This window comes from Actinomyces faecalis (assembly GCF_013184985.2).
In the GTDB taxonomy this organism is placed as follows: domain Bacteria; phylum Actinomycetota; class Actinomycetes; order Actinomycetales; family Actinomycetaceae; genus Actinomyces; species Actinomyces faecalis.
This window is the reverse complement of the sequence record NZ_CP063418.1, coordinates 1,780,191-1,800,288: the sequence shown is the minus strand read 5'-3', so window position 1 is coordinate 1,800,288 and position 20,098 is coordinate 1,780,191. Positions and strand designations below refer to the sequence as shown.

At 68.4% G+C, this 20,098-nt stretch carries 16 protein-coding genes; 15 read left to right on the top strand and 1 reads right to left on the bottom strand.

Translation table 11 applies throughout. The annotated features are described in order from the left end of the window. Nucleotides 1–35: 35 nt before the first annotated feature. From tsf to HRL51_RS07675, 12 genes are all read left to right on the top strand, one after another. Nucleotides 36–875, top strand: coding sequence for a translation elongation factor Ts (tsf, locus tag HRL51_RS07730; RefSeq protein ID WP_172120936.1), 840 nt, complete (start codon nt 36–38; stop codon nt 873–875). A gap of 249 nt (nt 876–1,124) precedes the next feature. Further along, on the top strand, nt 1,125–3,737 hold the full coding sequence (locus tag HRL51_RS07725; RefSeq protein ID WP_172191114.1) for an exo-alpha-sialidase: 2,613 nt from the start codon (nt 1,125–1,127) through the stop codon (nt 3,735–3,737). Between the two features lie 205 nt (nt 3,738–3,942). Further along, nucleotides 3,943–4,689, top strand: coding sequence for a UMP kinase (gene pyrH, locus HRL51_RS07720; protein WP_172120934.1), 747 nt, complete (start codon nt 3,943–3,945; stop codon nt 4,687–4,689). 59 nt (nt 4,690–4,748) lie between these two features. Beyond that, nucleotides 4,749–5,306, top strand: a complete 558-nt coding sequence (frr, locus tag HRL51_RS07715; protein ID WP_172120933.1) for a ribosome recycling factor — start codon at nt 4,749–4,751, stop codon at nt 5,304–5,306. A gap of 52 nt (nt 5,307–5,358) precedes the next feature. Continuing rightward, nucleotides 5,359–6,300, top strand: coding sequence for a phosphatidate cytidylyltransferase (locus HRL51_RS07710; RefSeq protein ID WP_172120932.1), 942 nt, complete (start codon nt 5,359–5,361; stop codon nt 6,298–6,300). A 214-nt stretch (nt 6,301–6,514) separates the two neighbouring features. Then, the gene (rlmN, locus tag HRL51_RS07705) at nt 6,515–7,693 is read left to right on the top strand and encodes a dual-specificity RNA methyltransferase RlmN (protein WP_425321754.1); all 1,179 of its coding nucleotides are present in this window, start codon (nt 6,515–6,517) and stop codon (nt 7,691–7,693) included. Continuing rightward, entirely contained in the window at nt 7,690–8,235 is a 546-nt protein-coding gene (locus tag HRL51_RS07700) for a DivIVA domain-containing protein (RefSeq protein WP_172120930.1), read from the top strand. The genes rlmN and HRL51_RS07700 overlap by 4 nt, the downstream gene beginning before the upstream one ends. Continuing rightward, on the top strand, nt 8,232–9,533 hold the full coding sequence (gene dxr, locus HRL51_RS07695; protein WP_172120929.1) for a 1-deoxy-D-xylulose-5-phosphate reductoisomerase: 1,302 nt from the start codon (nt 8,232–8,234) through the stop codon (nt 9,531–9,533). Before HRL51_RS07700 ends, dxr begins: the two co-directional genes overlap by 4 nt. Nucleotides 9,534–9,555: 22 nt before the next feature. Then, a complete protein-coding gene (locus tag HRL51_RS07690) occupies nt 9,556–10,884 on the top strand; it encodes a M50 family metallopeptidase (protein WP_172191110.1) in 1,329 nt (442 codons plus the stop codon). A gap of 161 nt (nt 10,885–11,045) precedes the next feature. Further along, nucleotides 11,046–13,064 (top strand): HNH endonuclease signature motif containing protein, encoded by a 2,019-nt coding sequence (locus tag HRL51_RS07685; protein WP_244960135.1) that lies wholly within the window; start codon nt 11,046–11,048, stop codon nt 13,062–13,064. A 105-nt stretch (nt 13,065–13,169) separates the two neighbouring features. Next, nucleotides 13,170–14,348, top strand: coding sequence for a flavodoxin-dependent (E)-4-hydroxy-3-methylbut-2-enyl-diphosphate synthase (gene ispG, locus HRL51_RS07680; RefSeq protein ID WP_172191108.1), 1,179 nt, complete (start codon nt 13,170–13,172; stop codon nt 14,346–14,348). A gap of 51 nt (nt 14,349–14,399) precedes the next feature. Continuing rightward, a complete protein-coding gene (locus HRL51_RS07675) occupies nt 14,400–15,359 on the top strand; it encodes a GNAT family N-acetyltransferase (RefSeq protein ID WP_172191106.1) in 960 nt (319 codons plus the stop codon). Between the two features lie 226 nt (nt 15,360–15,585). Here HRL51_RS07675 and HRL51_RS07670 read toward each other — a convergent pair whose 3' ends face one another. Further along, nucleotides 15,586–15,813 carry a hypothetical protein gene (locus HRL51_RS07670; protein ID WP_172191104.1) on the bottom strand — a complete coding sequence of 76 codons (228 nt, stop codon included), beginning with the start codon at nt 15,811–15,813 and terminating at the stop codon, nt 15,586–15,588. 508 nt (nt 15,814–16,321) lie between these two features. On the opposite strand from HRL51_RS07670, the gene HRL51_RS07665 reads away from it, so the two are divergent. The 3 genes from HRL51_RS07665 (at nt 16,322) to HRL51_RS07655 (ending at nt 20,069) form a co-directional block, all read left to right on the top strand. Further along, the gene (locus tag HRL51_RS07665; protein ID WP_172191102.1) at nt 16,322–17,089 is read left to right on the top strand and encodes a hypothetical protein; all 768 of its coding nucleotides are present in this window, start codon (nt 16,322–16,324) and stop codon (nt 17,087–17,089) included. Between the two features lie 69 nt (nt 17,090–17,158). Beyond that, a complete protein-coding gene (locus HRL51_RS07660) occupies nt 17,159–19,000 on the top strand; it encodes a proline--tRNA ligase (RefSeq protein ID WP_172191100.1) in 1,842 nt (613 codons plus the stop codon). A 304-nt stretch (nt 19,001–19,304) separates the two neighbouring features. Further along, nucleotides 19,305–20,069: a hypothetical protein gene (locus HRL51_RS07655; protein WP_172191098.1), complete on the top strand. Its 765-nt coding sequence runs from the start codon at nt 19,305–19,307 to the stop codon at nt 20,067–20,069. The last annotated feature ends 29 nt before the right edge of the window (nt 20,070–20,098 follow it).

Genomic DNA, 20,098 nt, shown 5'->3' with positions numbered 1-20,098 from the left:
CGCCCGTTCCTACCCAGCTTCCAAGGAGAGAATCCATGGCGAACTACACCACCGCTGACATCAAGAACCTGCGCGAGAAGACCGGCGCCGGCATGATGGACGTCAAGAAGGCCCTGGACGAGGCCGACGGCGACCTGGACAAGGCCGTCGAGATCATCCGCGTCAAGGGGCTCAAGGGCATCGCCAAGCGCGAGGGCCGTTCCGCCTCCGCGGGCCTGATCGCCGCTACCGTCGTCGACGGTGAGGCCGGTCAGGTCGGTGTCCTGGTCGAGATCAACGCCGAGACCGACTTCGTGGCCAAGAACCAGAAGTTCATCGACTTCGCTGACAAGGTCCTGGCCGCCGCCGTCGCCTCGGGCGCCGAGAGCGCCGAGGCCCTGGCTGAGGCTACGGTCGACGGCGAGACCGTCCAGGCCATGACCGACGGCATGCAGGCCGTCATCGGCGAGAAGATCGTGGTCCGTCGCGTCGCGCGTCTGGCCGCCGAGAAGGTTGACCTCTACCTGCACCGCACCAACCCCGACCTGCCGGCCCAGGTGGCCGTGCTCGTCGGCACCGACGCCAAGGCTGCTGAGGTGGCCCACGACGTCGCGATGCACATCGCTGCCTACTCCCCGCAGTACCTGCGCCGCGAGGACGTCCCCGCCGACGTCGTCGAGAAGGAGCGCAAGATCGCTGAGGAGACCACCCGCGCCGAGGGCAAGCCCGAGCAGGCGATCGCCAAGATCGTCGAGGGCCGTCTGGGTGGCTTCTTCAAGGAGATCTGCCTCCTCGAGCAGGCCTACGCCAAGGACCCCAAGACCACGGTCGGCAAAGTCGTCGAGGCTACCGGCGGCGAGCTGACCGGCTTCGTCCGCTTCCGCGTCGGTGCCTGATCGACTCAGGCCTGCCAGGATGACCTCTTAGCGGGTCAGTGGCTGGTGGGGGTGCGGACAGACTCAGTTCTGTCCGCACCCCCACCGCCTTGTTGTGACTGAGTTGACACGCGACATCAGATGTCGGACGATCCAGGTATGGCTCAACGAAGAACCTATGCCCTACTGTCCTCGCTCGCAGCACTTGCACTGTGTCTGCCAGTCACTCATGCGCCCACCTCTGCGGCCGAACCCGTTCCCACTGACCAGGTGACGATCGAGCTGTCTGTCACGGGCGTGCCCGCTAACGGCACGTCGTGGACGGCTGGGGAGACGGTTCCCGTAGATATCACGGTGACCAACACCTCCGGCCGTCATCTAGGACTGCGTCCAAGCGCGTCGACCCTGATGAACTATGAGGCCTGTCGCTGGCACTGGATGGCTCCAGCATCGCCCCAGACCTGCGCCGGAAGGGCGCAGTACGTGGTGACCGAGACTGATGTGGAGGACGGCACGCTCGACCTGTCCATCACATACAGCGCCTACTCCGAGGACAACTACTCGGGTGAGGCCACGGTGATTGGCACGGGCTCCTCGTCGGTGCCAGTTGAGGCGCACCAGGAGCCGCAGGATCCGGATGCGCCGGTGGTGTCATCAACGATCGAGGTGCTCAGTCCTGCACCAGCCGACGGTGTGTACACCCTGGGACAGATCATTGACTACCGGCTCGTGGTGACCAACACGTCCAATGCTGAGCGATCGCTGCTCGTGAGCAGCTCCAACCTCGACAATGCCTGGAACTGCCGCTGGTCAAGGGCCTCGGCAGGAGTTCCTCTGGACTGCTTCTTCGCCTCGCACACCATCACGGCCTCCGACGTCGAGGCAGGCAGCTTCACCCCGAGTGTGACATGGGCGTCAACGTCTAGCCCGAATTACCAGGGTAGCCTGACAACGGCCGAGCCAACGCTGGGTGAGACCGTCCAGGTTGGTGGCCCGACCGAGTTCAGCACGGCGGGCGCCTTCAAGAGCCCTGACGCCGACCCCGCACTGGCACCGGGCGTGTCTGATCCCCTCACCCTGGCGGTAGCACGGGACAAGGCCTACAACATTCGTATCCCTGCGATCGCCGTCGCACCCAACGGGGACCTGCTCGCCGCCTACGACCGCCGCCCGCTGGACGGTGGAACAGGTGGTGGCGACTCCCCGAACGCCAACTGGATCGTTCAGCGCCGCTCGACCGACAACGGCAAGACCTGGCAGCGCGAGACCGTCGTGGCACAAGGAGACAGCAGCCAGCGCAACCGACTGGGCTTCTCTGACCCCTCCTACGTGGTCGATGCCACCACCGGGACAGTCTTCAACTTTCACGTCCAGAGCTTCGACTCGGGGGTCTTCGCCAATAACCCGGCCTACAACCGCGGTAGCGACGGTCGGATCGACGAATCCGACCGCCACGCGATGAACCTCGGGTTGTCCGTATCCACGGACAACGGTCACACCTGGACCCAGCGGGTCGTCACGGCCCAGGCCCTGCACGACAAGACCGATCTGCGTTCCTGCTTCGCAACCTCGGGAGCGGGTATCCAGAAGAAGCAGGCCCCGTTCGCCGGCCGTCTGGTCCAACAGATCGCTTGTGTGCGCACTAGCGGTGAGATCGTCGCAATGTCCATGATCTCTGACGACCACGGGCAGACCTGGGCTACTGGCGCCTATGTGCCTGTCAGCCGTGGACCGGGTCAGCAACCGTGGCGTTTTGACGAGAACAAGGTTGCTGAGCTGTCTGACGGTCGTTTGATCCTCAACTCCCGTACCACCAACGCCTCCCCGGGAGGTGGGCACCGGATCGTGGCGTTGTCTGAGGACGGTGGTGCCACCTGGAGCGAGCCCTTCGCAGAGACCCAGCTCCTGGACTCTGGCAACAACGCCCAGATCATCCGCGCCTACCCGAATGCCGCGGCAGGCTCGGCACGTGCCAAGGTGCTGCTGTACTCCGGTGCCTTCAACCAGAGGGCGCGGGACAAGGGCACCGTCCTGGCCTCGTGTGACGATGGCAAGACCTGGAGCCACAAGCGTGAGCTGATCCCTGGTGGTACTGGCTACACGACGATGACGGTCCAGCCTGACGGCTCTATCGGGCTGCTCTATGAGCCCCGGATCTTCAACGACATCGGCTACCTCCGGTTCACCCTCGGTGACATTGCTCCGAACCTGTGTCAGGCGCCTGCGCTTACGGTTGAGGACATCAATGACGTCACGGAGACTGACGGTGAGGAGATCAAGGCGCTTGCCGTGGTCTCCGGTGGCGGTGACCCGGCTCTGGGGCGCACCGTCTCAGTGAGCGGTCTGCCTGAGGGGTTGTCCTACGATGCCCAGACCGCGACGATCTCGGGCCGTGCCCAGGCGGGCATCACTGAGAAGACGACCTATCAGGTGACGGTGACCGTCTCTGAGAAGGACGATGGTACGGGGCTCGCGCCTCGACAGGCATCCACCTCCTTCACGCTGATGCTCCTTCCTGGTGAGATCGCACCTGTGCCTGAGCCGTCGGACGAGCCATCGGCCCAGCCGGAGCCTTCGGACGAGCCATCGGCCCAGCCGGAGCCTTCGGATGAGCCTTCCGCTCAGCCCGAGTCGTCGGATGAGCCATCGGCCCAGCCCGAGCCGTCGGACGAGCCTTCTGCTCAGCCCGAGTCGTCGGATGAGCCATCGGCCCAGCCGGAGCCGTCCGCTAGCGCCTCCACAAGCCGGGCGAAGGAGACTGCTCGGCCCAGTCGCGGTGCCAGCCTTGCCCGTACCGGGACAGCACTCACAGCGCTGCTGCTGGTCTCCGCGGGCGCTGGTGGTGCTGGTCTGCTCATGCGCCGTCAGGGAAGGCGCTCCTGACACGGCATCTCCTTCCTGATGAGTAAGGGCGACGCTGCCTGGCTGTCACGGACCGTGACAGCCAGGCAGCGTCGCCCTGGGTACAGAGTGGGACATCGTCTCCTGCAGGCGACGGACGGCGGTGGACATTGCGGGTAGGCTCGGCCCAGATACGCAAGCAGGCCGAGATCCCAGCCGTCGGACATACGAGAGCAGGAGAGAGTTGATGACCGCCCAGCATCAGGAGAACGCCACCGCACAACGCCCCCGTCGGGTCCTCCTCAAGCTCTCCGGTGAGGTCTTCGGCGGCGGCGCGGTCGGCCTGGACCCGGACGTCGTCTCCGACGCCGCCTGGCAGATCGCCGAGGCCGTGCGCCAGGGCGTGCAGGTCGCCGTCGTCGTCGGTGGCGGCAACTTCTTCCGTGGCGCCGAGCTCTCCCGCCGTGGCCTGGACCGGGCCCGGGCTGACTACATGGGCATGCTCGGCACCGTCATGAACGCCCTGGCCCTGCAGGACTTCATTGAGAAGGCCGGTGTCCCCGCCCGCGTCCAGTCCGCCATCGCGATGACGCAGGTCGCCGAGCCCTACATCCCGCTGCGAGCCATCCGCCACCTGGAGAAGGGCCGCGTGGTCGTCTTCGGCGCCGGCGCGGGCCTTCCCTACTTCTCCACCGACACCGTCTCCGCCCAGCGTGCGCTGGAGAGCCACTGCGACGAGCTGCTCGTGGGAAAGAACGGTGTCGACGGCGTCTACACCGCCGACCCCCGTCAGGACCCTGACGCCCGGCTCCTGGAGCACCTGACCTACGAGCGTGCCCTGGCGGACGGCCTGCAGGTCGTCGACGCCTCCGCCTTCGCCCTGTGCCGCGACAACAACCTGGCGATGCGCGTGTTCGGCATGGGCGAGGCCGGCAACATCACCCGGGCGCTGCTGGGTGAGAAGATCGGCACCCTGGTGACCACCTCCGAGTGAGCCCTCGGGCTCCATCACTGACTGACCATGACCACCCGACCCGTACCAAAGGAAGACCTATGATCGACGACGTCATGCTCGAGGCCGAAGAGAAGATGGAAGCGGCACTGGACGCCGCCAAGCGTGAGCTCGCCTCCATCCGCACCGGCCGAGCCAACCCCTCTATGTTCAGCTCGATCGTGGTCGACTACTACGGTGCCCCCACTCCGTTGCAGCAGCTGGCCTCGATCACGATCCCCGAGGCCCGTACGGTGATCGTCAGCCCCTTCGACCGTGGAGCGATGAAGGAGATCACCTCCGCGATCCGCGAGTCGGACCTGGGTGTCAACCCCACCGACGACGGCACGGTCATCCGTGTCACCCTGCCGGCCCTGACCGAGGAGCGCCGCAAGGACTACGTCAAGCTTGCCCGCTCGCGCGCCGAGGAGTCCCGCATCCAGGTGCGTGGCATCCGTGGCAGGTCGAAGAAGGAGCTGGAGGCCATCAAGAAGGACGGCGAGGCCGGGGAGGACGAGGTCAAGCGCGCCGAGGGCGAGCTTGACGCCCTGACCAAGCGCTTCGTCGAGGCCGTCGACGCCGCGCTGGCGGTCAAGGAGGCTGAGCTGCTGGAGGTCTGACCCTCCGGCTGCCTCGACGTCCCCGTAACCTGCGCCGCCCCAGGCTCGTCCTATGACCGTGCTGTCCACGCTGCTGACCCCGCCGCCGACCCGTAACCGTGCACCGCTGCCCGCCACCGGGCGCGCAGGGCGCAACCTGCCCGCTGCGCTCGGGGTGGCGGCGGTGCTCATCGGCGTCCTTCTGGCGTCCCTGCTGGTGGACAAGGTCCTGTTCGTCGGGCTGGTCGTCATCGCCGTGTGCGGCGCCCTGTGGGAGCTGGCCGGGGCCTTCGCGCGCAAGGACATCCGTCTGCCGCTGGCCCCGCTGTGGATCGGTACGGTGGGCGTCGCCGTGTGCGCATGGACCATCGGGGCTGAGGCCGCTCTCGGGGCCTACATCGCTACCGCAGGCGCGTGCGTGCTGTGGTGCTTCCTCGACCAGGCCGAGGCTGAGACCGGCACCGACCTTGAGGCGGGCGACCACGACGGCGTGCCTCGCACCCCCGCTCACGACGCGGTCCGGCGCTCACGCTCCGTGGCGGCCTGTGCCGCCGTCTTCGCCGCGACCTACCTGCCCCTGCTGGCAGGCTTCGCCGTCCTGCTGGCCTCGCAGGACCACGGGGTCGGCAAGGTCCTGACGCTTATCGCGCTGCCGGCTGCCAACGACACCGGAGGCTGGCTGGCCGGCATCACCTTCGGCCGTCATCCGATGGCCCCGAGCGTGTCGCCGAAGAAGTCCTGGGAGGGTTTCGCCGGCTCGCTCCTGGCTGCGGTGGGAGCAGGCTGCCTGTGCCTGTGGCTGCTGGGGGAGCCGGTCTGGGCCGGGGCGGTGCTCGGCGCCGTCGTCGTGGTCGTCTCCACGCTCGGGGACCTAGGCGAGTCCCTGCTCAAGCGGGACCTGGGCCTGAAGGACATGGGCACCCTGCTTCCCGGGCACGGAGGCATCATGGACCGGCTCGACTCCATCCTCGTGGCCGCTCCGGTGGTCTACCTCGCCAGCCTGCTGCTGGGCTGAGCCCGGAAGGTGTGACCGGCGCTGCGGCGCACAGGGCCGCTGGCAGGTAGCCTCGTCATCGCGCCCGCTGCGGACCGCTCCGCAGGCGAGGGCGCGGCACCAGGTCGAGAGGATCTCATCAGCCGTGAATGACCGCCAGGACTCCCCGCGCCGTCGAGCGCCCCAGCCGGTAGCGCTGCGCCGTCGTCCCCGCCCCGCCGGCCAGGTCCAGGTCATGCCCACCGACCAGGCCCCGGAGGGCGCGACCACGCCGGACGCCCGGCCGCGTCTTTCCTTCGCGGTCCCGGTTCCCAAGGGCAAGGCCCCGCGCCACCTGGCCGACCTCGACCTGGCCGGCCGCAAGGCCGTCCTCAAGGACGCCGGTCTGCCCGCGTTCCGGGCCGACCAGCTCTCACGGCACTACTTCACCCGCTTCACCCGCGACGCGCAGGACATGACCGACCTGCCCGCCTCCCAGCGTGAGCAGATGGCCGCCGAGCTCCTTCCTGACCTCATCCACGAGGTGCGCGCCCTGCGGGCCGACGGCGGGCGCACGATCAAGCACCTGTGGGAGCTGCACGACGGCGTCCGGGTCGAGTCGGTCCTCATGCGCTACAGGGACCGCACCACCTTGTGCGTGTCCTCCCAGGCCGGCTGCGGCATGGCCTGCCCCTTCTGCGCCACCGGGCAGATGGGGCTGACCCGTAACCTGTCAGCTGGCGAGATCATCGAGCAGGTGCGTCACGCCGCCCAGGTCTCGGAGCGCGGGGACCTCACCGGAGGGCCGGCGCGCCTGTCCAACGTCGTCTTCATGGGCATGGGCGAGCCGATGATCAACTACAAGAACGTCGTCGCTGCCCTGCGGCGGCTCACCTCCCCGGCGCCTGAGGGATTCGGCATGTCCGCCCGTGGCATCACGGTCTCGACGGTCGGGCTCGTCCCGCTGATCCGCAAGCTCGCCACCGAGGGGATGCCGGTGACGCTGGCGGTGTCCCTGCACGCCCCGGACGACGAGCTGCGCGACGAGCTCATCCCGATCAACTCCAGGTGGAAGGTGGGCGAGCTGCTCGACGCTGCCTACGACTACTACAGGACCACTGGTCGCCGGGTGTCTATCGAGTACGCCCTCATCAAGGACATGAACGACCACGCCTGGCGCGCGCAGCTGCTCGCGGACGAGCTCAACGTCCGAGGCCGTGGCTGGGCCCACGTCAACCCCATCCCGCTCAACCCGACGCCCGGATCGATCTGGACCTGCTCGGAGCCGGACGTTCAGGAGCGGTTCGTGGATACACTTCGGCGGGCGGGGATCACCACGACGGTGCGTGACACCCGCGGCAGCGACATCGACGGCGCCTGTGGCCAGCTGGCCACGGAGGTGCTCAACCAGGAGAGGGCAAGGACAAGGCGATGAGCGACATGTTCCCCAGGACGGGTCTGATGCGCCGGGGCTACCGGGCAGAGCAGGTCGACCACTACTTCGCTACCGCCCACGAGATCTATGACGCCGGCGAGGTCGAGGAGATGGACTCTGAGGGCGTGCGCACGGTCGCCTTTGACATCGTGCGTGGCGGCTACCAGCCTGACGCCGTCGACGCCGCGCTTGACCGCCTGGAGGCAGCCTTCCTCCAGCGTCGTCGTGCTGACTTCGTCGCCGAGCACGGGCGCCAGGCCTGGATGGACCAGGTCGCTGAGCTGGCCACGACCCTCTACCCGCGCCTGCTGCGTCCTGCGGGGGAGCGCTTCAGCCCGGCTGAGCACACTGGCTACGCCAAGCAGGACGTGGACGCCCTGATGGACCAGGTCGCCGCCTACTTCGACTCCGCCACGACGCTGACCTCCAGCCAGGTCCGCGGTACCGTCTTCGCCGCCGCACGGCGCTCCAAGGCCTATGACGAGGCCTCGGTGGACCGTTACCTCGCCCGCGTGGTCGAGGTCCTGCTGTCGGTCGAGTGAGCAGCGTCGTGGGGGTGGCACAGGGCGGTGCACGTCGGCTGGTCCTGCTGGGCTCAACCGGCTCCATCGGGACCCAGGCCCTTGAGGTCGTCTCGCGCCTGGCCCAGGGGCACGAAGGGCCCGCCCCTCAGGTAGCGGGTCTGGCAGCCGGAGGAGGCCACCTGGAGCTGCTCGCCGAGCAGGCGGTGGCCTACGAGGTGCCGCTTCTCGCCGTCGCCTCGACGGATCCCGAGGCGGAGACGCGGCTACGTGGCTACCTTGACCGTGCCTCGCGGCAGGCGGGACAGCCCGATCCTGTCCGCAAGGTCCTGACCGGCCCGACGGCGGCCAGCGACCTCATCGAGGCGGCCGGGCTGGGTGAGCACGACACGGTCCTCAACGGCGTGACAGGCTCGGTCGGCCTGGTCCCGACGCTGACTGCCCTGGCCAGCGGCGCGACGCTCGCGCTGGCGAACAAGGAGTCCCTCGTCGTCGGTGGTGCGCTGGTGAGACAGGCCGTGCGCCGCCCCGGGCAGATCGTGCCGGTGGACTCTGAGCACTCGGCCATCGCACAGTGCCTGCGCTCCGGGCTGCACGAGAAGGGGCTGACCTCTCCCGTCCTGACCGGGCGCAGCGAGGTCCGCCGCCTCGTGCTCACGGCCTCGGGCGGGCCCTTCCGAGGCCGACGGCGCAGCGAGCTGAGCAAGGTGACGGCTGCCCAGGCCCTGGCCCACCCGACCTGGGCGATGGGCCCGGTCGTGACCGTCAACTCCTCGACGCTGGTCAACAAGGGCCTGGAGCTGATCGAGGCCCACCTGCTCTTCGACGTCGACCCGGCCGACATCACGGTCGCGGTCCACCCACAGTCCGTCATCCACTCCATGGTGGAGCTGGTCGACGGCGCCACCATCGCCCAGGCCTCCCCCCCGGACATGCGCCTACCGATCGCGCTGGGGCTGACCTGGCCGGCACGCGCCGACCTGTCTGGGCTGGTCGTCCCCAACAGCTGGCAGGCTCCCGCACGCTGGGACTTCGAGCCTCTGGACGCCCAGACCTTCCCCGCCGTCGACCTGGCTCGTCACGCGGTGGCGTCCTCAGCCACCCACCCGGCGGTCCTGAACGCTGCCAACGAGCAGACGGTCGCTTCCTTCCTGGACGGGCGCCTGGCGTGGACGGATATCGTCGACATCGACGCGGCGGTGGTGGCGGAGCACCAGGGCACGCCTGCCGCCGGCCTTACCCTCGACGCCGTGCTGGAGGCGGAGACCTGGGCGCGTGAGCGCGCCGAGCAGCTCATCGCCCAGCACCGGATCGCATGACGGGTGTGAAAGGAACCTACCTGTGAACGCGACCCTTGCCTACGTCCTGGGAATCGTCGTCCTCCTCGTCGGCATCGGGGCCTCGGTCGCGCTGCACGAGCTGGGGCACATGGTGCCGGCCAAGCGCTTCGGGGTGAAGGTCCCGGAGTACTTCATCGGCTTCGGTCCGCGTCTGTGGTCCTTTCGGCGCGGTGAGACCGAGTACGGCGTCAAGGCCGTGTGGCTGGGCGGGTACGTGCGGCTGCTGGGCATGCTGCCTCCGGCCAGGCCCGGACGGCCGGACAGGCCGGGGTCAGCGGTGGCGCAGGCGCGTGAGGAGGCGCTGGCAGAGCTGGGGCCTGAGGAGCAGGACCGGGCCTTCTACCGGCTGAGCGTGCCGCGCAAGCTGGTGGTGATGGCCGGTGGCATCCTGACCAACCTCGTGCTGGGCATCGTGCTCCTCGCGGTGGCGCTCGGCGTGGTCGGGCAACCTGGTGACACCTCCTCCCTCGCCTCGGTATCGGCCTGCGTGCCGGCTGACGTCGACGGGGTGCGCGGTTCGCAGGCGCAGCAGTGCACCGACGCCGACCCTGCCTCGCCGGCCGCTGCGGCCGGTCTGGAGCCTGGCGACGAGATCGTCTCCTGGAACGGCGCGGCGGTGTCCCGCTGGTCGCAGGTCCAGCAGGCCATTGCCGACGGCGGTACGCAGACCGCCACGGTGGTGGTCGAGCGGGACGGGGCCCGGACCAGCCTTCAGGTCACGCCGGTGAGGGTCGCACGTGTGGTGTATACCGACGACGGTACGCCGTCCAAGGACGCGGCTGGCCAGGTGGTGACCCAGGAGCGGCCCTACGTGGGTATCGGACCTGCGCTGGGGACTATCCGTGTGCCGGCTGGCGAGGTCACCGGGCAGGTGGTCTCCGCCGTCGGGCAGACGCTCAAGGCGATCGTGACGATTCCGGTCGGGCTCTACCACGCGGTCGCTGCGGGACTGGGGCTGGAGGAACGTAGCTCGCAGGGCCTGATCAGCCTGGTCGGGATGGGGCGGATCGCGGGAGAGGTCTCCAGCGCCGGGGCTGAGACCGGTGCGGTCCCCTTCTCAGTGAGGCTGTACTCCATGCTCTCGCTGCTGGGCTCGCTCAACCTGGCGCTCTTCGCCTTCAACCTCGTTCCCCTGCTCCCGCTGGACGGAGGTCACGTGGCCGGCGCCTGCTGGGAAGGGCTGCGGCGCACCTGGGCGCGGTTGCGAGGGCGGCCGGACCCCGGGTACGTCGATACCGCGCGCATGCTGCCGGTGGGGCAGGTGGTCTTCGTCCTGCTGGTCGTGATGGCCCTGGTGCTCATCTGGGTGGACATCGTCGCGCCTCTGTAGGTCCTGACGGCGGGGGGGGGCTGCGCTGAGGAGCCGTACCTGCTGGGCCTGCCTTGGTGTGCTCAGCGCTGGGCGCGGGGATCTTATCGGGTGGGTGTCTTTGAGGATCTCACATGTCGTTTGGTATTCCCTTCCGGGATGCTGTCCACTAGTATGTACATGTGTTCGACGCGGGAGGTCTGGAGTCCTGTCACGTTCCCGGTGCGGGGACGTGGCGGGAAGGCTCGTGCGGGCTGGCTGACGCCTCAGCGCTGATGACTGGCGCGGGCGACCAGGCCTGTGGTCATGAGGCCTGTGGTGACGCCCCGGTGGCGGACCTCCTGGGGGCGATAGCGCCGGGTGCGGCGCTGGCGGGAGTCGTCGAGCGTCTGCTTGCGGCCGGTTCGCAGCCGGCGGGCGGGCGCGGTGAGCGGGTCGACGACGATGCCGCGACACCGGTGGTGTCAGGACTGGCTCGGGGCGAGACGCTGGGGCTGGTGGAAGGGCTGTCACGTCTGGACCCCGCCTGGATCCGGGAGCTGGTGGGAGCCTGCGCCCGCCTGGAGGCCTGGGCTGGTTGGGTGCAGGCGCTCATGGCGGCTGCGCTGGAGCGTGGTCTGGCGCAGATGGAGAACGAGGACTCGTGTGAGTCCTCGGCACGCCCAGCACGGCTGATGAGCCTGGAGCAGGCGACTATCAGCGCGGAGAACGAGATCGCGTGCCGGCTCGGGGTCTCTCGACGGCGTGCCGCCGCGGTTCTCAGGCGCGGTCAGGCCTTGTGCGACCCGGACCTGAGCCCCGCTGCTGGCCTGTTCCGGGCAGGCGTGATCGACGCCGCCAAGTTCTCGGTGGTGGAGCAACGGCTGGACGGGGTCGGCAGCCAGCAGCGTCAGCAGGTGCAGGGCGAGGTGCTCCCTCAGGCGGCGCACCGGACTCACGCACAGCTGGCACGCGACCTGGACAGGGCGCTCGCGGCCTCGGATCCCGAGGGAGTCTCACGGCGTCGACGCCGCGACGTGGCTGGCCGGTACGTCTCACGACCTCGGCCAGCCGGGGTAGGCACGAGCGAGATGCGCCTGCTCCTGCCGACCCCGGACGCCTTCCTCCTGGACGCGACCCTGGAGGCCGTGGCGGCCTCGGCCAGGACGGCGGGGGACGCTCGTACGCTTGCACAGCTACGGGCTGACGCCCTGGTCTCGATGAGCCTGGGCGTGATACGGCGTAGCCAGCGCGATGCGGACCAGGATGCTCGTGGGTCTGGCGCGTTGTCACTCGGAGACCAGTCAGCGCCCGTGGTGCGGCGCTGCCCGGACGGCGTGCCCCTTGAGCGGCTGCTGTCCTCTTTAAGCGCTCTTGTCTCCTCGACCAGCCCGTGGTGGACGCCGTCGGGCGTGGGGCCTGTGCCCTTTCCTGAAGGCCTTGATATCCGTGTGGACGTCACGGTGCCGGTGGACGTCCTGGCCAGGTACCAGGAAGCGTCGTCGGATCAGGCGCTGCTCGCTGACGAGGGCACCGGCTCCGCGGCCCTCCGTGTGGGAGGTGGTCACGCCCCTGTCCCTGCGGCTGTCGCCGTGGCGCTGGCAGCCAGGGGTACCTGGCGTCGTCTGCTCACTGACCCGGTCAGCGGCGTGGTCCTTGACGTCGGCCGCCGCCGTTACCGCCCTCCTGCTGCCCTGGCGGACGCGGTGCGTGCCCGGGACGTCTTCTGTGCTCATCCGGGGTGCGAGGTTCCTGCCTCTCGCTGCGACCTCGACCACGTCCGCCCCTGGTTTCAGGGAGGAACCACCTCGGCGGACAACCTCACCCTCCTGTGCCAGGCGCACCACTACCTCAAGCACTCTCCCGGCTGGTCGCTCACGCGGACCTCCGAGGGGGCGCTGGTGTGGCGAACACCCTCGGGCGCCTGCTACCGGCGGGATCCGGACGGGACCACTCGCCTGATGCCCCTGCGGGTCGGTCCACGGCAACGTCTTCAGGACGAGAAGGTGGTTCCGCAGGCGTTGGCGCGTGCCGTGACGCAGGAGGTCGTCTCTCGTCTGGAACGGGGCCTGTCAGGTCCCGGCTCCTCAGACCTGCCCTCCCTGGAGGCTCGCGGCCCCCGACCTGGCCAGCGGGCAGGTGCCTTTGAGTCCCATGGCTACCCGCCTGGGCTTCATACGCTCGGGCTGGCCGAGCTGCTGGACGCCGTCGTGCCCTTCTAGGGGCAGGCGCGTGGCCTGGCGTGCTGGGAGCCGGTGCGCTGGATCCCACACCGCTGCGAGCCAGGCTTCAACCAGGGCCGCGGGTCGTGGTGCCATACTGGCGACGTGACTCAAGCGATCGCTCTTGGTATCCCGACCGTGCGCGAGGAGCGCCCTGTCCTGGCGCCACGCCGTCCTACCCGCAAGATTCGGGTCGGGGACGTCGAGGTCGGGGGGGACGCCCCCATCTCGGTCCAGTCCATGACGACCACCAAGACCCACGACATCGGTGCCACGCTCCAGCAGATCGCGGAGCTCACGGCGGCGGGCTGCGACATCGTGCGCGTCGCCTGCCCCACGGACAAGGACGCCGAGGCGCTGCCGATCATCGCCAAGCAGTCCCGCATCCCCGTCATCGCGGACATCCACTTCAACTCCAAGTACGTCTTCCAGGCCATCGACGCCGGCTGTGGCGCCGTGCGCGTCAATCCCGGCAACATCCGCAAGTTCGACGGCCAGGTCAAGGAGATCTGCCAGGCGGCCGCCGACGCCGGCGTGTCCCTGCGCATCGGCGTCAACGCCGGTTCCCTGGACCCTCGTCTGCTCAAGAAGCACGGCAAGGCCACCCCTGAGGCCCTGGTCGAGTCGGCGGTGTGGGAGGCGGGCCTGTTCGAGGAGTGCGGCTTCCACGACTTCAAGATCTCTGTCAAGCACCACGACGTCGTCACGATGGTCCAGGCCTACCAGCTCCTGTCCGAGCAGGGTGACTGGCCCCTGCACCTGGGCGTGACCGAGGCCGGGCCGGCCTTCCAGGGCACCATCAAGTCCTGCGCCGCCTTCGGCACCCTGCTCGCCCAGGGCATCGGGGACACGATCCGCGTCTCCCTGTCCGCCCCTCCGGTGGAGGAGGTCAAGGTCGGCACCAAGCTCCTGGAGTTCATGGGCCTGCGCGAGCGCAAGCTGGAGATCGTCTCCTGCCCCTCGTGCGGACGTGCCCAGGTGGACGTGTGGGACCTCGCCGAGAAGGTCGAGGAGGGGCTCAAGGACGTCCAGGCCCCGCTGCGAGTGGCCGTCATGGGCTGCGTCGTCAACGGCCCGGGCGAGGCCCGTGAGGCGGACCTGGGGTGCGCCTCGGGCAACGGCAAGGGCCAGATCTTCGTGCACGGCAAGGTCGTGGAGACCGTGCCTGAGGACCAGGTCGTCGAGACCCTGCTGCGCCACGCCCAGGACATGGCTGACCAGATGCGTTCTGAGCTGGGCGAGGAGGCGCTGGCCGGCACCAGTCCCGCCGTCGTGACTGCGTGAGGCTGCTGTCACTGCCTGTTGCGGGCAGGACCTGCCCCTGACATCACGACAATGAGGATCATCCACCGCCCTGTCACCGCTGTCGGCCGGGACCAGGTTGACGGGCTGCTGGCGCTGTGCGCTCTCGACCCCGTAGGCGGAGCGAACCTGGCTCACCAGCTGCTGCGCTGGAGCCGCTGGGGGCACGGCGACGTCGTCGTGGCCGGGCGCGTGGGCCATCCTGACGGGGGAGGCTGGGCGACCGGATCGGTTATCCCCTTCGGGCTGGGTGCCCGCACCGAGCGTGGACACGACGGCGCGAGCCGTGCCCAGGTGCGGGCCCTGGCTGACCACGCACGTCGTCGGCTGGTCAACCGAGGGTCGGTGTTCGGCCCTGCCTGCGACGTCGAGCCCGTGTGGCGGGCCCTGGCTGAGGGCGGGACCCGATCGCGTGAGGAGCGCTGGAACCAGCCTCTCCTCGTGGCGCCCCCGGTCGCAGGCGGGCTGACGGACCGTGCGCTGGCACGTCGCCCGGGCCTGGAGTGGGTCGCCACGGCACTACGTGCCGCGCAGCCGGGGGAGGAGCCCCTGGTCCTGCCTGCCTCGGTCGCGATGTTCACCTCCGAGCTCGGCTACGACCCGATGAGCGCCGGTGGCTCCTACGCCCGGCACGTGGACTGGCTGGTGGCCGTGGGGCGCAGCTACGTCGTCATTGACGACGGCGAGGGACGGCTTCCGTTGCCCGGTGGCCCGAGGTCCGTGGCCTTCAAGGCCGACGTCGGAGCGGTGTGGAGCCCGCCGGGGCAGCCGGGCGTCGCCCAGCTGACGGGCGTGTGGACCCGCCCCGACCTGCGAGGCAGGGGGGTGGCGAGCGCGGCGCTGGCGGCGACCGTGGACGCGGTGCGTCGGGACCACGTGGGGTCAGACGGGACGGTGAGCCTGTATGCCAACGACTTCAACGCGCCCGCGCTGGCCCTCTACCGTGGGCTCGGCTTCGAGCGGGTCGGCACCTTTTCCACGGTGCTGCTCTAACGATCAGCAATCTGATATCAGCCTCGGTGAATTCGTGTTATTCCTGCGAATTCTTGTCGCGTCGTAAGATATTGACGACTTGACGCAGTGATCGAGCGATGCTCACAAGCGCGCAACTGCTGACGATCACGCCAATGAAAATGGCGAGGTGCTGGCTGAAGATCCAGTAGTCAAACCAGGTTTCCATGGAATTGATTGTCCTTTTCTACTTTGGTGTGGCAGGTGACTAGTAGGTCGATGTCGTGAGGCCCGGCCCGGAGGACGTCACGTACATTCCCTTGGTGTCGGTGTCTTGCCCTCCGTAGCTGTGGAAGTCCCCGAGGACCAGAATCTTGTTGGCGGAGATCCGCTGGGCGCGGAAGGAGCCTCCACCGTAGGTGGCGTGACCGCCAGCGCCCCAGTAGCTCGTGATGCGTGAACCAGACCCCGCGATGTTCTCGTAGTTGACGGTCACGAATAAGCTTCCGTACGTGTTGGCGTGCTCAGCTCGGCAGTTTGTCCAGTATCCGACCCAGGCGCTGCCCGCACTCTTGTACGTGCATCCAGACACTTTTCGAAAACTAGTGTTTGCTGAATGGGTCTCATCGGGTGAGCCCTTGTACTCCTGATCGGCCTCGAGCTGCTCGCCGGCTTGGACCTTGTCAGCTGTGTGCTGCTGTAGCTCGGCTGGAACCCCGTAGGAGGTCAACCAGTCTCGCAGTGCGTGCTCATCGAAGGCTGTCGCAGCGTGGCTCGGCGGTGCGAGGAAGGCGAGGCAGAGCGTGACAATCAGTGCGGCGATTCTGGGGGGCGCATGTCAATCTCCTTTGGTTGAATGCGACTGAGCGCTACTGTAGATGAAACATGTAGCGCATATGAAGCATATGCGCATCGTTCTCGTGCGGGAAGAGCAGCAAAGAATGAACGTGTGTCCCTTCACGATTCCCACGGGCCTGAGCCGTGAGGCAGTCGGGATGACTGCCGTGAGCGACGTGATCATCAGTCCCTGGCCGGTGGCCCCAGGTGGTCGGTACGCTGGCGGCTCTGCCGTCCCGGTGCTGGGTGGCTGGCCGGAGGTGACCCTGGCCTGTGTCCTCCTGCCGGGCAGGGCGGAGACGGTGACCTGGCCCGGTTCGTACCCGGTCGAGATCCTCCAGGTCGTCACTGAGGCTTACCAGGAGCGTGAGGACCTGCTCTGCGTGGCCTGGCGGCACGGGCAGGACGAGCTCATCGCACGAGAGCCCTTAGCCTCGCCCCCACGGCCGCGGCCCGGCGAGCCGGAGACCGGTGCGAACGCGAGGAGCGGTGCGGCGCACGGCGGACGAACTGTTCTCGCCGGTCAGCTCCTGGAGGGTGTCAGGCGGCTGCGTTCTACGCCTGCGCCACCGCTGGCGGAGGGAGGAGTGGTCGAGGCGCCCCTGTGCGAGGGGCTGGAGGGCTGGTGGCCGTCGAGCTGGCACGTGCTGGCTCAGGGCACGGTGTGGCGCCTCATCGAGACCAGCCCGCGGTGGGACGCGAGCGGTGAGGGCATGAGGGCGCGGACCGCCGTCGTCGTGCGTGACGACGACCTGGCTGCCACCAGCCTGGAGACCCTGGAGACAGGCACCAGCGGACGCGTCATCTGGACCAGGAGCGAGGACCTGCGGTACTGGCCGCAGGGAACGCATCCGGGCCTGGACGATCCTGTCGTGGGCGAGGCTCTGCCCCGTGCCCTGCGGCTCATCGCCCCACACCTGCCCGCTGCCGGCTGAGAGCACGTGACACAGGATCTGCCGTGCGGCTGGCGAGAGCCAGGTCCTGGGACCACGTAGGATCGCCCCGTGCTTCAGACTCTCTCAACCGCCTTCATCCGTACCCTGCGCGAGGACCCCGCTGACGCGGAGGTCGCCAGCCACAAGCTGCTCGTGCGCGCCTCCTACATCCGCCGTACCGCCCCGGGTATCTACACCTGGCTGCCGCTGGGACAGGCCGTGGTACGCAAGATCGAGGCGATCGTGCGTGAGGAGATGAACTGCATGGGCGGCCAGGAGGTCCACTTCCCGGCCCTCCTGCCGGCCGAGCCCTACAAGGCCACCAACCGCTGGGACGAGTACGGTCCCACGCTGTTCAAGCTTCAGGACCGCAAGGGCGGGGACTACCTGCTGGCCCCCACCCACGAGGAGATGTTCACGCTCCTGGCCAAGGACATGTTCTCCTCCTACAAGGACCTGCCCGCCACCCTGTACCAGATCCAGACCAAGTACCGTGACGAGGCCCGCCCGCGCGCAGGCCTCATCCGCGGTCGCGAGTTCATCATGAAGGACTCCTACTCCTTTGACGTCGACGACGCCGGCCTGGACGCCTCCTATCAGCGTCACCGCGACGCCTATGAGCGCATCTTCCGCCGCCTGGGCCTGGAGTACGTGCCCGTCAACGCCATGGCAGGGGCTATGGGCGGTTCCCACTCGGAGGAGTTCCTCCACCCCTCACCGATCGGCGAGGACACCTTCGTGCGCTCCGACGGCGGCTACGCGGCTAACGCTGAGGCCGTCACCACCCCCGTGCCCGAGCCCGTGGACGCCTCTGCCGAGCCCGCGCCCCAGGTGGTTGACACCCCCGACACCCCGACCATCGACTCCCTGGTAGAGCTGTGCAACCGCGCCTACCCGCGTCCTGACGGGCGGGAGTGGACGGCTGCGGACACGCTCAAGAACGTCGTCGTCACACTCATCCACCCCCACGGCGAGCGTGAGCTGCTGGTGGTCGGCGTGCCCGGTGACCGCGAGGTGGATATGAAGCGCCTGGAGGCGGCAGTGGCCCCCGCCGAGGTCGAGATGGCGAACGAGGAGGACTTCAAGGCCTATCCCGAGCTGGTACCTGGCTACATCGGCCCGGAGGCCATCGGCCCGAACTCCCCGCTGCGCCGCACCGAGACTGACGCGGACGGCAACGAGGTCCTCACTGGTTCCGTGCGCTACCTGCTTGACCCCCGCATCGTGGACGGCACGAGCTGGGTCACGGGCGCCAACGAGCCGAAGAAGCACGTTCTGCACCTGGTTAAGGGACGCGACTTTGAGGCTGACGGCACCATCGAGGCCGCCGAGGTCCGCGAGGGGGACCCAGCCCCTGACGGCTCTGGCCCCCTGCACCTGGAGCGCGGCATCGAGGTCGGTCACATCTTCGCCCTGGGCCGCAAGTACGCCCAGGCGCTGGGCTTCACGGTGCTGGACGAGAACGGCAAGGCGCGCGTGGTCACCATGGGCTCCTACGGCATCGGTGTCAGCCGCGTCATGGCTGCGCTGGCCGAGGCCAACTACGATGAGCGCGGGCTCGCGTGGCCGATCCAGGTCGCGCCCTACCACGTCCAGGTCCTGGCCACCGGCAAGGACGAGGAGGTCTTCGCAACCGCCCAGGCCTTGGCCGGGGAGCTGGACGCTGCGGGCCTTGAGGTCCTCTACGACGACCGTCGTAAGGTCTCGGCGGGCGTGAAGTTCGCTGACTCCGAGCTGCTCGGAGTTCCCTACACGCTCGTCGTCGGCCGTGACCTGGCCAAGGAGGGCACGGTGGAGATCCGTGACCGTCGCAGCGGCGAGCGGCGCTCCCTCGCCGTGGCCGACGCCGCCGCAGAGGTGGAGCGGACCGTGCGTGAGGCCCTGATGAGCGCCGAGCGACCTGGTCGCTGACGGAGTCCGGGGGGACGGAAGAACAAGGACTGAGGCCGGTGGAGGCAGCACCTCGGGTGCTGCCTCCACCGGCCTGGCTGTTTTGTTGCGGCTGGTCTCAAGACGCGTGATGACTAGCCACGTAGTGCGGGGAAGGCGAAGGAAGGCAGTGCTCGGCGGGGGGGGGGCACGGGTGCTGCATATGTGATCTGGGACCCAGAATCTCGTCTGGGGTTGCGGGGGGGGGGGCGGGGTGAATGATCAGAGCGCCCTCTCTGTGGGGGTGGACTGTTATTTGCTCGTATCACGAGAGGAGTGCCCCGCGATGACTGAGGGGATGAGGCGACGAACGGTGATGAAGGGGGCCTCATGGGCCGCGCCCGCGATCGTGATAGCACCCGCGGCACCCGCTGCGGCGTTGTCCGCCTGCGACCCGACCACGCTGCAGTGGACGAACACGAAGAAGGAGCAGACGACTATCCCGCTCACCGGCAGCGGGATGGCGGCGAGCGCGTCGATCACGCTCAACGGCAAGACCCTTGACGACCATCGGCAGAATCCGGGACGACAGAACGATTACACCAATGGCGTCATCACGTCTTTTACGGCCATCCCGGGTACCTGGCTGGCCCTGGGCACCTGTGGGATCAACTCCGCCGGTGAGACCGTCGTCATCACCTTCCCGAAGCCGATGTCAGAGGTCTCGTTCACCATCCACGACATCGACGCCATGCGGCTACGGGACTTTCCTGTTGATACCAGCTACATAGACGTCGTCACAGTGTCGGTTGACGGGGCGAAGATCCAGGCGCAGGCAAAGGACCCGGCTTTCGTCGCGGTCACGGGGAGCGGCACGTCCACCGTGGAGGCGCGTCCTGCGGTCGAGCCCGAGTGGGACAGGGAGGCGGTGTCAGAGATCAGTGCCGAGACATCGACTCGCGGTGACGTCACCTACACGGTCTCAGGGGAGTCGGTGACCTCCCTGACCATCACCTACACCAACCCGATCCCGAGCGGTAAGGGCAACATCTGCCGCAATAACCAGCAGGTCTTCCTCAGTGCTGTGACCGTCACACCCGCCCGGTGCTAACCCAGGGGCGCTGCGCCAGCCCGAGAGCG